General features: G+C 68.7%; 11 protein-coding genes. 2 read left to right on the top strand and 9 right to left on the bottom strand.

Translation table 11 applies throughout. The features are described 5' to 3' along the window. Positions 1 to 510 precede the first annotated feature (510 nt). The 3 genes from HET64_RS05985 to thyX form a co-directional block, all read right to left on the bottom strand. The gene (locus tag HET64_RS05985; RefSeq protein ID WP_215103003.1) at positions 511 to 2,196 is read right to left on the bottom strand and encodes a ribonuclease J; all 1,686 of its coding nucleotides are present in this window, start codon (positions 2,194 to 2,196) and stop codon (positions 511 to 513) included. Positions 2,197 to 2,342: 146 nt separating this feature from the next. Further along, complete coding sequence (dapA, locus tag HET64_RS05980) at positions 2,343 to 3,242, bottom strand: 4-hydroxy-tetrahydrodipicolinate synthase (protein WP_215103002.1); 900 nt, start codon at positions 3,240 to 3,242, stop codon at positions 2,343 to 2,345. A gap of 152 nt (positions 3,243 to 3,394) precedes the next feature. After that, on the bottom strand, positions 3,395 to 4,132 hold the full coding sequence (gene thyX, locus HET64_RS05975) for an FAD-dependent thymidylate synthase (RefSeq protein ID WP_215103001.1): 738 nt from the start codon (positions 4,130 to 4,132) through the stop codon (positions 3,395 to 3,397). Between the two features lie 195 nt (positions 4,133 to 4,327). Here thyX and HET64_RS05970 point away from each other — a divergent pair, with 195 nt between their 5' ends. Both HET64_RS05970 and HET64_RS05965 read left to right on the top strand, forming a co-directional pair. Then, positions 4,328 to 4,567 carry a hypothetical protein gene (locus HET64_RS05970; RefSeq protein WP_215103000.1) on the top strand — a complete coding sequence of 80 codons (240 nt, stop codon included), beginning with the start codon at positions 4,328 to 4,330 and terminating at the stop codon, positions 4,565 to 4,567. A 94-nt stretch (positions 4,568 to 4,661) separates the two neighbouring features. Then, entirely contained in the window at positions 4,662 to 5,213 is a 552-nt protein-coding gene (locus HET64_RS05965; RefSeq protein WP_215102999.1) for a hypothetical protein, read from the top strand. A gap of 87 nt (positions 5,214 to 5,300) precedes the next feature. Here HET64_RS05965 and HET64_RS05960 read toward each other — a convergent pair whose 3' ends face one another. The 6 genes from HET64_RS05960 to eccD form a co-directional block, all read right to left on the bottom strand. Then, positions 5,301 to 5,843, bottom strand: a complete 543-nt coding sequence (locus HET64_RS05960) for a tetratricopeptide repeat protein (protein ID WP_215102998.1) — start codon at positions 5,841 to 5,843, stop codon at positions 5,301 to 5,303. Between the two features lie 11 nt (positions 5,844 to 5,854). Next, positions 5,855 to 6,607: a 4-hydroxy-tetrahydrodipicolinate reductase gene (gene dapB, locus HET64_RS05955; protein ID WP_215102997.1), complete on the bottom strand. Its 753-nt coding sequence runs from the start codon at positions 6,605 to 6,607 to the stop codon at positions 5,855 to 5,857. A 17-nt stretch (positions 6,608 to 6,624) separates the two neighbouring features. Further along, entirely contained in the window at positions 6,625 to 8,004 is a 1,380-nt protein-coding gene (locus HET64_RS05950) for a pitrilysin family protein (RefSeq protein WP_215102996.1), read from the bottom strand. Then, a complete protein-coding gene (locus HET64_RS05945) occupies positions 8,001 to 10,214 on the bottom strand; it encodes a polyribonucleotide nucleotidyltransferase (RefSeq protein WP_007453253.1) in 2,214 nt (737 codons plus the stop codon). The genes HET64_RS05950 and HET64_RS05945 overlap by 4 nt, the downstream gene beginning before the upstream one ends. Positions 10,215 to 10,543: 329 nt before the next feature. Then, positions 10,544 to 10,834: a 30S ribosomal protein S15 gene (gene rpsO, locus HET64_RS05940; RefSeq protein WP_003965855.1), complete on the bottom strand. Its 291-nt coding sequence runs from the start codon at positions 10,832 to 10,834 to the stop codon at positions 10,544 to 10,546. Between the two features lie 293 nt (positions 10,835 to 11,127). Continuing rightward, the gene (gene eccD, locus HET64_RS05935) at positions 11,128 to 12,630 is read right to left on the bottom strand and encodes a type VII secretion integral membrane protein EccD (RefSeq protein WP_215102995.1); all 1,503 of its coding nucleotides are present in this window, start codon (positions 12,628 to 12,630) and stop codon (positions 11,128 to 11,130) included. Between the last annotated feature and the right edge of the window lie 357 nt (positions 12,631 to 12,987).

The raw sequence follows: 12,987 nt of genomic DNA, 5'->3' as shown, positions 1-12,987 counted from the left end.
AACCTGCCGAAGCAGGCCGGGGTATCAACATATCTGGCGTTGACTTTTGGCACGCTGTTGAGTTCTCAAGGAACGGACGCTTCCTTCGGTCCCGTATCACCGGGGCCCTCCGGGCGCTTCCCTTCGTTTACTGCTTTGTCCTGCTGTCCTGCGTTTCCGACTCTATCAGACTCTTTCGTGTCCGATTCCCGGTCGAAGCGGGTCTCGCATCTCGCTTTCCAGGTCCTTCGCTTTCGCGTTTTCCCTTTCCGGCGAGTCCGACTTTACCAGACTCTCTTTCGTTCCGTTTCCGGCCCGAATTCGATATCTGATGGCCTGCGGAGTGGCCTTGCCTTTCGGCGGATCCGACTTTATCAGAGATTCTGAGTCGGAATTCCCGCCCCGTCAGGGGTTCTCCAGGCGCACGAATGCGCGCGGTGCTTCCCGTTCAGGCGGAGACCTAAACGTACTGGAGCGGGGCTCCCCGATGCAAATCGGGGGCCCCGCTCCAGGTCAGGCGGTCGTGAGGGGTCAGACCTCCACGACGACCGGAAGGATCATCGGGCGCCGGCGGTAGGTGTCGGACACCCACTTGCCGACCGTCCGGCGGACCATCTGCTGGAGCTGGTGGGGCTCCATCACGCCGTCCTGCGCCGACTTGTCCAGGGCTTCCTGGATCTTCGGGTTGACGGCCACGAAGGCGCTGTCGTCGATGCCGGAGCCCCGGGCCTGGATGTGGGGGCCGCCCACGATCTTGCCGGAGGAGCTGTCGACCACGATGAACACCGAGATGATGCCCTCGTCACCGAGGATGCGGCGGTCCTTGAGGGAGGTCTCGGTGACGTCTCCGACGGAGAGGCCGTCGACGTAGACGTAACCGGCCTGGACCTTGCCGACGATCTTCGCCTTGCCGTCGATCAGGTCGACGACCACGCCGTCCTCGGCGATCACGATGTGGTCCTTCGGCACGCCGGTGAGGGCGCCCAGTTCGGCGTTGGCGCGCAGGTGGCGCCATTCGCCGTGGACCGGCATCAGGTTCTTCGGCTTGCAGATGTTGTAGAAGTACAGCAGCTCGCCGGCCGAGGCGTGGCCCGAGACGTGGACCTTGGCGTTGCCCTTGTGGACGACGTTGGCGCCCCAGCGGGTCAGGCCGTTGATCACGCGGTAGACCGCGTTCTCGTTGCCCGGGATCAGGGACGACGCGAGGATCACCGTGTCGCCCGGGACGATCCGGATCTGGTGGTCGCGGTTGGCCATCCGGGACAGGGCGGCCATCGGCTCACCCTGCGAGCCCGTGCAGACCAGCACGACCTCGTCGTCCGGGAGGTCGTCGAGGGTCTTGACGTCGACGACCAGTCCGGCGGGAACCTTCAGGTAGCCCAGGTCGCGGGCGATGCCCATGTTGCGGACCATCGAGCGACCGACGAAGGCGACCCTGCGGCCGTATTCGTGTGCGGCGTCCAGGATCTGCTGGATGCGGTGCACATGGCTGGCGAAGCTCGCCACGATGATGCGCTTCTGGGCGTTCGCGAAGACCGTGCGCAGGACGTTGGAGATGTCCCGCTCCGGTGGCACGAAGCCGGGGACCTCGGCGTTCGTGGAGTCGGAGAGGAGGAGGTCGATGCCCTCCTCGCTCAGCCGGGCGAACGCGTGCAGGTCGGTGAGACGGCCGTCCAGCGGAAGCTGGTCCATCTTGAAGTCACCGGTGGCCACGGCCATGCCCGCGGGGGTGCGGATGGCGACGGCGAGAGCGTCCGGGATGGAGTGGTTGACCGCGATGAACTCGCAGTCGAAGACGCCGATGCGCTCGCGCTGGCCCTCGGTGACCTCAAGGGTGTACGGGCGGATCCGGTGCTCCTGGAGCTTCGCCTCGATGAGCGCGAGGGTCAGCTTCGAGCCGATGAGAGGGATGTCCGGCTTCAGGCGCAGCAGGTACGGGACACCACCGATGTGGTCCTCGTGGCCGTGCGTGAGGACGATGCCCTCGATGTCGTCCAGGCGGTCCCGGATCGTGGTGAAGTCCGGAAGGATCAGGTCGATGCCCGGCTGTTCCTCCTCGGGGAAGAGGACGCCGCAGTCGACGATGAGCAGGCGGCCGCCGTACTCGAAGACCGTCATGTTGCGGCCGATCTCGCCCAGGCCGCCGAGCGGGGTGACCCGCAGGGCGCCCTTCGGGAGCTTCGGCGGGGTACCGAGTTCAGGATGCGGATGACTCAAAAGACTCTCCTTACCACGCACGCCACGTACCGCTGAGGCACGTGGCGCGCATGTCATTCGTGCACTTGCTGTTGTCTTGGGGTGGTGCTCGATGCGAGTCGCCTCGCGTATTCAGTTGTGAAGTCTGTGTTCAAAGAAGTCGGTGCCTAGAGCTGTACCCCGCCGGCGGCGAGATCGATCTTGAGCTGGGCCGTCTCCTGGGCGCTGAGCTCCACCAGCGGCAGGCGCAGCGGTCCGGCCGGGAGTCCCTGGAGGGTCAGGGCGGCCTTCGTGGTGATGACGCCCTGGGTGCGGAACATCCCGGTGAAGACCGGGAGCAGCTTCTGGTGGATCTCGGTGGCCTTCTGGACGTCGCCGCTCACGTACGCGTCGATCAGGGCCCGCAGCTCGGGGGTGACCATGTGGCCGACCACGGAGACGAAGCCGACCGCGCCGACCGAGAGGAGCGGCAGGTTGAGCATGTCGTCGCCGGAGTACCAGGCGAGTCCCGATTCGGCGATGGCCCAGCTGGCGCGGCCCAGGTCGCCCTTGGCGTCCTTGTTCGCGACGATCCGCGGGTGGTCGGCCAGCCTGACGAGGGTCTCCGTGTCGATCGGCACCCCGCTGCGGCCGGGGATGTCGTAGAGCATCACGGGCAGGCCGGTGGAGTCGGCGATGGCCGTGAAGTGCCGGAGCAAGCCCTCCTGCGGCGGCTTGTTGTAGTAGGGCGTCACGGCGAGCAGCCCGTGGGCGCCGGTGCGCTCGGCCGTTCGGGCGAGTTCGACGCTGTGCCGCGTGTCGTTCGTGCCGATGCCGGCGACGACATGCGCTCGGTCGCCGACCGCTTCGAGCACCGCTCGTACGAGCTGGTCCTTCTCCGTGTCACTGGTGGTCGGGGACTCACCGGTGGTGCCGTTGATGATCAGGCCGTCATTGCCTGCGTCCACCAGGTGGGCGGCGAGCCGCTGGGCGCCGTCGAGGTCGAGAGCGCCGTCCGCCGTGAACGGCGTGACCATAGCGGTGAGGACCCGCCCGAAGGGGGTCTGCGGAGTGGAGATCGGAGCCATGGGTAACACGCTACTCGCTGCTCAGCGCGCGGGGTCCCCTCGGGGGGATGGGGAAGAGGAGCCCGGCACTGCCTGCTCGGGGGTTCAAGCAGTGCCGGGTCCGTTTGATCAGCCTAGATGAACTTCTCGAAACGCCGCAATACGGACACCGCCTACGGGGCTACCCGTCCATTTTTGTTGAAGGCCGCATGAGTGAGCGGCATGAGCTGCTCCCAGTGGGCTTCCATCTGCTCGCCGACCATCTCGATCTCGCGCTGCGGGAAGGACGGAACCTTCGCCAGCTCGTGCTGGGTGCGCAGGCCGAGGAAGTGCATCAGGGAGCGCGCGTTGCAGGTGGCGTACATCGTGGAGAAGAGGCCGACCGGCAGGACCGCACGGGCCACCTCGCGGGCCACGCCTGCGGCCAGCATCTCCTGGTACGCCGCGTAGGAGGCCCGGTAGGACTCCTCCATGGCGCGGGTCGTCAGGTCGTACTGCTCCTCGGTGCCCTCGACGAACTCGTACTTGCCGGGCCGGCCCTGCTGGACCAGCTTGCGGGAGGTTCCGGGGACGTAGAAGACCGGGTCCAGCTCCCTGTAGCGGCCCGATTCCTCGTTGTACGACCAGCCGACGCGGTGCCGCATGAACTCGCGGAAGACGAAGATCGGGGCGCTGATGAAGAACGTCATCGAGTTGTGCTCGAACGGGCTGCCGTGCCGGTCCCGCATGAGGTAGTTGATGAGCCCCTTGGAGCGCTCGGGGTCCTTGGTGACCTCTTCGAGCGACTGCTCGCCGGCGGTGGAGACCCGGGCGGCGAACAGCACGTCCGCGTCGCGCGCGTCGCTCTTCACCAGCTCGACGGTGACGTCGCTGCGGAAGTGGGGCTTGGCGGGTTCGGGAGTGTCGGTCACCGACAGGGGTCCTTCCAATGGTGTCGCTCTGGCGGCGACCACTTTACGGGCCACCGGTACGCGTGCCCGCGCCGACCTCGGGGCAGCCGTTCGTGGAGTTCCCCCAACAAGTACGGCGATTCGGGCACCGATCCGGTCTCTCGTACGTCTGACTCATTAGCAGCACCCGTCACTGAGATCAAGGAGAGTTTCCTCATGTTCCGCCGGCGTGAAGCCGTCCCGTTCTCGTTCGTCGCCGAGTCCGACCGATTCCGCAGTAATGTCACTCCCCCTCCCTCGACCCGCGCCACCGTTCCCGAACTTCTGGGGCGGTCCCTCGTCGGGCTCACCGTGGTCGCCGGTCTCGTGGGCTCGCTGCTGCTGGGGATCCCCGCTCTCGACTCCGAACAGTCCCCCGCGCACGGCAAGCAGTCCGAGGCGTCTCAGGGCCGCTGACTCGTACGGACCCCCTGGGGTGGTCGGGCCGGTGGCACTCTCGGTAGCCTCACCGGGCACAGCAATCGAGCGTGCTTGTGAGTGAGGATGAGTCGTGCCCCTGCCCTTTCTGACGGCCGACCGCGCATTCGACGCGAGCGCGGAGGACGTCGCGCTGCCGTTCGACGACCACGACAGCTGGCGGCGGCCCTACCGCCCCGGCCCGTGGCGGGTCGCGGCGGCGGCCACCCTGTTGTTGCTGGCCTCGTTCGTTCTGCTCGCGGCCATGATCATCGGTGTGGCCGGAGCGCCTTCGGGCGCCACCGTGTGTCTGGCCCTGGCCGGTGCGCTGATCGCCGCCGCCCTGCGACTGCTGCGGGTCGGAGCTTGGGTCAGCCGCCACGGAGTGCGGCGCGTCGCGTTCTTCCGGACCACCACGGTGGCCTGGAGCGGCACGTCCGCGGTTCGCACGGTCCAGCAGCCCGTGAAGTGGATGGGTCTTCCCCGTACGGTCCAGGGCCAGGCGCTCGTCGTGGTCCGGCAGAGCGGTGAGACGCTGCCGCCACTGACCACCGACCACAACGCGGACTTCCTCGGGCGCGAGGAGGCGTTCGAGCGGGCCACGGACGCGGTGGAGGCCTGGGCGGACGAGTACCGGCAGGGGTGAGCCCCTGCCTGCCGTCGCCTGTACGCGGATGAGCCCGGGACCCACGTGGGTCCCGGGCTCATCCGCGTACAGGCTTGATGGGTGTCCTCAAGCGCCGGACGGGCTGGACGGTACGGCCGGGTCCGGTGGTGCGGGGGCGTCGGACGCGCCGGAGGGCGCGGACTCTTCGGGCGGGGCCGAAGACGTCGCCGGGCTGGATCGGTGCAGGGCGATCGCCCTCTGCATGGCCTTGCGGGCTCTCGGGGTGTCCCTCGCGTCCTGGTAGGCGACGGCCAGCCTGAACCATGTGCGCCAGTCGTCCGGGGCGTCCTCGGTCTCCTCGCGGCGCTTGGTGAAGGCCGCGTCGGCGGCGTCCCGGTCGATGCGGCCGGACGGCGTGCGGGCCAGGTCGTCGACCGGCAGGCCGCCCTCCGCGTCCAGCTCGGCTGCCAGGGCGTTGGCGCGGCGGACGAACTGGGTGTTCTTCCAGAGGAACCAGACGCCGATCACCGGCAGGATCAGCACGGCGACGCCGAACGTGACCGTGACCAGCGTGCCGTGCCGGATGAGCATCAGGCCGCGGCTGCCGACCAGGACGAAGTAGAAGACCAGGACGGCGGCCGTGACGATGTAGGTGATCTTTGCGCGCATGAGGGGCTCAGTCAGTTCAGGTCGAGGAAGTGTTCCAGGCCGAACGTGAGGCCGGGAGTGGTCACCACGCGGCGGACACCGAGCAGGATGCCCGGCATGAAACTGCTGTGGTGGAGGGAGTCGTGGCGGATGGTGAGGGTCTCGCCCTCGCCGCCGAGGAGCACTTCCTGGTGGGCCAGCAGGCCGCGGAGCCGGATCGCGTGGACCGGGACGCCGTCGACGTCCGCGCCGCGCGCGCCGTCCAGGGCGGTGGCGGTGGCGTCCGGCTGGGGTGCGCTGCCCGCCTTGGCCCGGGCCGCCGCGATGAGCTGGGCGGTGCGGGTGGCGGTGCCGGAGGGGGCGTCGACCTTGTTGGGGTGATGCAGTTCGACGACCTCGACGGACTCGAAGTAGCGGGCGGCCTGCTCCGCGAACTTCATCGTCAGGACGGCGCCGATGGAGAAGTTCGGGGCGATCAGGACGCCCGTCCCCGGGGAGTCGTCCAGCAAGGTGTTCAGCTGCGCGAGCCGTTCGTCGGTCCAGCCCGTGGTACCGACGACGGCGTGGATGCCGTGCCGGACGCAGAAGTCGAGGTTGCCCATCACCGACGCGGGGGTGGTGAGCTCGACGACGGCCTGGGCGCCGGTGTCGGCCAGGGTCTCCAGCTGGTCGCCCCGGCCCAGCGCCGCCACCAGCTCCAGGTCGTCGGCGGCCTCGATCGCCCGTACGGCCTCCGAGCCGATGCGGCCCTTCGCACCGAGAACGGCTACGCGCAGCTTGCTCATCTTGATTCCTTAAGGGATTAGGAGACCGCTTCGTGGAGGCGGTCCGCCTGCTTGTCCTTGAGCGGGCCGATGACCGAGAGCGAGGGGCGTTGGGTGAGGAGCTCGCCCGCCACCTCCCGTACGTCGTCGGGAGTGACCTCCGCGATGCGCGCGAGCATGTCGTCGACGGACATCTGCTCGCCCCAGCACAGCTCGCTCTTGCCGATACGGTTCATCAGCGCGCCGGTGTCCTCCAGGCCGAGGACGGTGGACCCGGAGAGCTGCCCGATGGCGCGGGCGACCTCGTCGTCGTCCAGGCCGTGCGTGGCGACCCGGTCCAGCTCGTCGCGGCAGATCTTCAGGACGTCGTGGACCTGGCTCGGGCGGCAGCCCGCGTACACGCCGAAGAGGCCGCAGTCGGCGAAGCCCGAGGTGTACGAGTACACGCTGTAGGCCAGGCCGCGCTTCTCCCGGACCTCCTGGAAGAGGCGGGAGCTCATGCCACCGCCGAGGGCGGTGTTGAGGACGCCGAGGGCCCAGCGGCGGTCGTCGGTGCGGGCGAGGCCGGGCATGCCGAGCACCACGTGGGCCTGCTCCGTCCTGCGGTTCAGCAGCTCGACCTTGCCGGCGGTGCGCAGGGTGCGGGAGCCCTCGCGGGGCGCCATCGGGACGGCGTCGTGGCGGGAGAGGGCTCCGGCGCGCTCGAAGGCCTTGCGGACCTGGCGTACGACCGTGGCGTGGTCGACGTTGCCCGCGGCGGCGACGACGAGGTGCGTGGGGTCGTAGTGCTTCTTGTAGAAGCGGGCGATCTGACCGCGGTTGAGCGCGTTGATCGTGTCGACGGTGCCGAGGACGGGGCGCCCGAGGGGGGTGTCGCCGAGCATGGTGTGCGCGAACAGGTCGTGCACGCAGTCGCCCGGGTCGTCCTCGGTCATCGCGATCTCCTCGAGGATGACGCCGCGCTCGGCGTCGACGTCCTCGGGGGCGATCAGCGAGCCGGTCAGCATGTCGCAGACGACGTCGATGGCCAGCGGCAGGTCGGTGTCCAGGACCCGCGCGTAGTAGCAGGTGTACTCCTTCGCCGTGAAGGCGTTCATCTCGCCGCCGACCGCGTCGATCGCGGAGGAGATGTCGAGGGCGGTGCGCTTGGCGGTGCCCTTGAAGAGGAGGTGTTCGAGGTAGTGGGTCGCGCCGTTCAGGGTGGGCGTCTCGTCGCGGGAACCGACGTTGGCCCAGATGCCGAAGGTGGCGGACCGGACGGAGGGCAGGGTCTCGGTGACGATCCGCAGACCGCCGGGGAGGACGGTCCGGCGGACGGTACCGATGCCGTCCTTGCCCTTCAGAAGCGTTTGGGTACGGGCGACGGCCCGCGCCTCGGAGGAGGCGCGGGCCGTCGTCACGGAACTACGGGACGTCACTTGTCGGTGTCGTCCTTCTTCTCGTCCTCTTCACCCTCGACGACCGGGATCAGGGAGAGCTTGCCGCGGGAGTCGATCTCGGCGATCTCGACCTGGACCTTGGCGCCGACGGCGAGCACGTCCTCGACGTTCTCCACGCGCTTGCCACCGGCGAGCTTGCGGATCTGCGAGATGTGCAGCAGACCGTCCTTGCCCGGCATGAGCGAGACGAACGCACCGAAGGTGGTGGTCTTGACGACCGTACCCAGGTAGCGCTCGCCGACCTCCGGCATGGTCGGGTTGGCGATCGCGTTGATCGTGGCGCGGGCGGCCTCGGCCTGCGAACCCTGCTGGGCACCGATATAGATGGTGCCGTCGTCCTCGATCGTGATGTCGGCGCCGGTGTCCTCCTGGATCTGGTTGATCATCTTGCCCTTGGGGCCGATGACCTCACCGATCTTGTCCACCGGGATCTTGACGGTGATGATCCGCGGGGCGTTCGGGGACATCTCGTCCGGGACGTCGATGGCCTCGTTCATGACGTCCAGGATGTGCAGACGCGCGTCACGGGCCTGCTTCAGCGCGGCGGCCAGGACCGAGGCGGGGATGCCGTCGAGCTTGGTGTCGAGCTGGAGCGCGGTCACGAACTGCTTCGTGCCGGCGACCTTGAAGTCCATGTCACCGAAGGCGTCCTCCGCACCGAGGATGTCGGTGAGGGCGACGTAGTGGGTCTTGCCGTCGATCTCCTGCGAGATCAGGCCCATGGCGATACCGGCGACGGCGGCCTTGAGGGGCACACCGGCGTTCAGCAGCGACATGGTGGAGGCGCAGACCGAGCCCATGGACGTCGAGCCGTTGGAGCCCAGCGCCTCGGAGACCTGGCGGATCGCGTAGGGGAACTCCTCGCGCGAGGGGAGGACCGGCACGATGGCGCGCTCGGCGAGCGCTCCGTGGCCGATCTCGCGGCGCTTGGGCGAGCCCACGCGGCCGGTCTCGCCGACGGAGTACGGCGGGAAGTTGTAGTTGTGCATGTAGCGCTTGCGGGTCACCGGGGAGAGGGTGTCCAGCTGCTGCTCCATACGGAGCATGTTGAGGGTGGTGACGCCCAGGATCTGGGTCTCGCCACGCTCGAACAGCGCCGAGCCGTGCACGCGCGGGATGGCCTCGACCTCGGCGGCGAGCGTACGGATGTCCGTGACGCCACGGCCGTCGATGCGGACCTTGTCCTTGATGACGCGCTCGCGGACCAGCTTCTTGGTCAGCGAGCGGTACGCGGCGGAGATCTCCTTCTCGCGGCCCTCGAAGGCCGGGAGGAGCTTCTCGGCGGCGATCTCCTTGACGCGGTCCAGCTCGGCCTCGCGGTCCTGCTTGCCGGCGATGGTGAGCGCCTGCGTCAGCTCGGAGGTGACGGCCTTGGAGAGCGCCTCGAAGACGTCGTCCTGGTAGTCCAGGAAGACCGGGAACTCGCCGACGGGCTTGGCGGCCTTGGAGGCCAGGTCCGACTGGGCCTTGCAGAGCGCCTTGATGAAGGGCTTCGCGGCGTCCAGACCGGCGGCGACGATCTCCTCGGTGGGAGCCTCGGCGCCGTCCTTGACGAGCTGGATGGTCTTCTCGGTGGCCTCGGCCTCGACCATCATGATCGCGACGTCGCCGTCCTCCAGGACGCGACCGGCGACGACCATGTCGAAGACGGCGTCCTCGAGCTCGGTGTGCGTCGGGAACGCGACCCACTGGCCCTTGATCAGGGCGACGCGGGTGGCGCCGATCGGGCCGGAGAAGGGCAGGCCCGCCAGGATGGTGGAGCAGGAGGCGGCGTTGATCGCGACCACGTCGTACAGGTGGTCGGGGTTGAGCGCCATGATCGTCTCGACGATCTGGATCTCGTTGCGCAGGCCCTTCTTGAAGGAGGGGCGCAGCGGCCGGTCGATCAGGCGGCAGGTGAGGATCGCGTCCTCGGAGGGCCGGCCCTCACGGCGGAAGAAGGAGCCGGGGATCTTGCCGGCCGCGTACTGCCGCTCCTCGACGTCCACCGTGAGGGGGAAGAAGTCGAGGTTGTCCTTGGGCCGCTTGGAAGCGGTGGTGGCCGACAGCACCATGGTGTCGTCGTCCAGGTACGCGACGGCGGAGCCTGCGGCCTGCTTGGCCAGGCGGCCCGTCTCGAAGCGGATGGTGCGGGTGCCGAAGGTTCCGTTGTCGATAACGGCCTCGGCGTAGTGGGTCTCGTTCTCCACTAGTGATTTCTCCATACTCGTCGTCTTTCGTCCTCACGCCCGTGTGGCGGGGGACGGTGCGGGAGAGGCGCACCGTGGATGCGGGCCGGTCTTCGATCGAAGCTCCCGGGCATGTTCCCGGGGGCCACTACCGAGGACCGGCGGCGGCGTCGTCGCGCCTCTCCCTCGTTCTCGGGTTCCTGCGTTCTCACTCGCCCGTTCCCGCTGACGCGTTCCCGGGCGAGCGGGTGTCACTGCACCCAGGTTACTGAGCTTGACACCGGTCGTGCACGTACGGCAAAGGGAGCGGTCCCCTCAAACGCGGGAACCGCTCCCTTTCCACAGCGTCCTTACTTGGCGCCGCCGGCCGCGCCACGGCGGATGCCGAGGCGGTCGACGAGCGCACGGAAGCGCTGGATGTCCTTCTTGGCCAGGTACTGCAGGAGGCGGCGACGCTGGCCGACCAGGATCAGCAGACCACGACGGGAGTGGTGGTCGTGCTTGTGCGTCTTGAGGTGCTCCGTCAGGTCCGAGATCCGGCGGGAGAGCATGGCGACCTGGACCTCGGGGGATCCGGTGTCACCCTCCTTCTGGGCGAACTCGGACATGATCTGCTTCTTCGTAGCGGCGTCGAGCGGCACGCGTACTCCTCTTGATGTTCGAAGCGCCCACGAGTGCCCCTGGTCTTGATCTCAGGGGAGCTTCCGTGACTCGGAGGCGAAGGTCCGATGAGCGCAGCCCCCAGGATGATCCGAGGACGCGTACACAAACGGCCACTGGCCAGAGTAGCAGCCATTCGGGTCACGCCCCGCCGCCGATCGGACAGTGGCCACCGCTGGTCAGCCGGTGCCCACCACTGGTCAACCAGTGCCCGTCGCTGATCAGCCGGTGCCACCTCGGTGATCAGTCGGAGCCCTTCGGTGCCTTTTGATGATCAGCTGGTGAGGGCGCGGATCGAGTGGTACACGTCGAAGACCGCGAGGCAGAGCGGGAGCAGGGTCAGCAGGACGACCGTTTCGGCGATCTCCAGGAAGCGTCCCCAGAACGGGGTCACCCCCTTGCGCGGCACGATCAGGCCGATGGCGGTGATCAGGACGGCGACGCCGGCGACCGTGGCGGCGAGCCACACCGTACGGATGTCGAGTGCGGCGCTGTCGCCCCCCAGCGCGTCGCGCACCATGGCGACCGGCGGGTTGAGGGACAGCCCCAGGCCCAGCAGGACGAGGGAGCCGAGGCCCGCGGCGAGCGCGCAGCCGACCTGCGCCGTGTAGCGGAACAGGTGGGCGCGCATCTGCATGGCGACCCCGGTGGCCAGGGCGAGCAGCTGGCCCCAGACGTTGTTGGAGAACCCCAGCACCGCGGCGGCCGCCACGGCGACCAGGGCGCAACCGCCGACCAGGCCGAGGAGCAGCTCATGGCCGCGCCGCGCCTGGGCGGCGAGGCGTACGCCGTCCACCGGGCCCGTGGACGCGGGCTCGGAGGTCCCGTAGTCGCCGACCGTGGTGCGGGGCGGCTCGAATCCGATGGGCAGCCGGGCGAAGCGGGTGGAGAGTCCCGGCAGGAAGGCGAGGGCCCCCACGGCGAGCGGGGAGCACACGGCGGCGGCCTCGATCGGCCTCATGTCGCTCAGGATCGCGATGAAGGTGACCAGGAGGCCGACGGCGCTCGCGAAGACGAAGGCGACGAACGGCCCGTCCCCGCCGGGCGCGACGATCATCAGAATGACCGCCACGACCAGGACCGCCGCACAGGCGAGCAGGAACTGCAGCCGTCCGATGCCCTGACCGGCGCTCAGGGGCAGCAGACCGGAGCCGGCCACCGCGGCGTTCACCAGGGCCCCGGTGCCGAGCGCGATCGACGAGGCACGGTCGTCGTACACCCGCGCACGCACACAGGCGAAGGCGAGCAGGAGCAGGGCGACGACGGCCGCCAGGATTCCGGGCAGGCCGTTCATGTCGTGGCGCGGGTCGGCCGTCCACAGCACGAAGCCGAGCAGCGCCAGCAGGACGGAGCCGCCGAAGAGGCCGGCTCCGCGCATGAGGGCGTCGCCCCAGAGCGTGCGGTCCTTGGCCACGGCGGTGGCGACCGCGTCCGACACGTCGTCGAAGACGGCGGGGGGCAGTGATTCGGAGAAGGGCCTCATCGACAGCAGCTCGCCGTCGAGAATGCGGTGGCCGGCGAGCGTACGGGCGCTGTCCAGGACGGTGCCGTCGCGGCGCACCAGGTGGTAGCCGACGGGTGCGCCGGCAGCGGGGCTCTGTCCGGACAGCCGGAGGATCTCGGGATACAGATCGGCTACCGGGATGTCCTCGGGCAGGGCCACGTCGACACGGCCGTCGGGCGCGACGACCGTGACCCGGCAGAATCCGGTGCCGCTGCCGTACGGGGTCCCGTGACTCTGCCGACCGGATCCGGTGGCTGCCGCTTGGGCCGTCATGGTCACCTGTTGCTCCCCCTACTACTGGCTTGACTCGCTTGTTCCGCGCTTCTACTGCTGTTCGTCCTGCTGCTGTTCTGTTCTGCTGCTGTTCTGTCCTGCTGCTGTTCTGTTTCTGCTGCTGTTCTGTTTCTGCTGATGCTGTTCCACTGCAGTTGTTCTGCCGCAGTCGTTCTGCCACAGCTGGTTCGCACCGCCGTCGCCGCGGCTCCCGCCGGCCGGCTATTCCGCTTCCGCCGCCGCCCCGCTTCCGCCGGGCCGCGTCCGCTTCTGCCGGAAACACACCGCCGGGACCACGGATCGCACCGCTCGTCCCTAATGACCGTCTTCTCGCGACAGTTAGCGGATGCGTACACG

It is taken from the genome of Streptomyces sp. McG3 (genome assembly GCF_018619185.1).
Lineage (GTDB): Bacteria > Actinomycetota > Actinomycetes > Streptomycetales > Streptomycetaceae > Streptomyces.
This window is presented reverse-complemented; position numbering and strand designations above follow the sequence as displayed.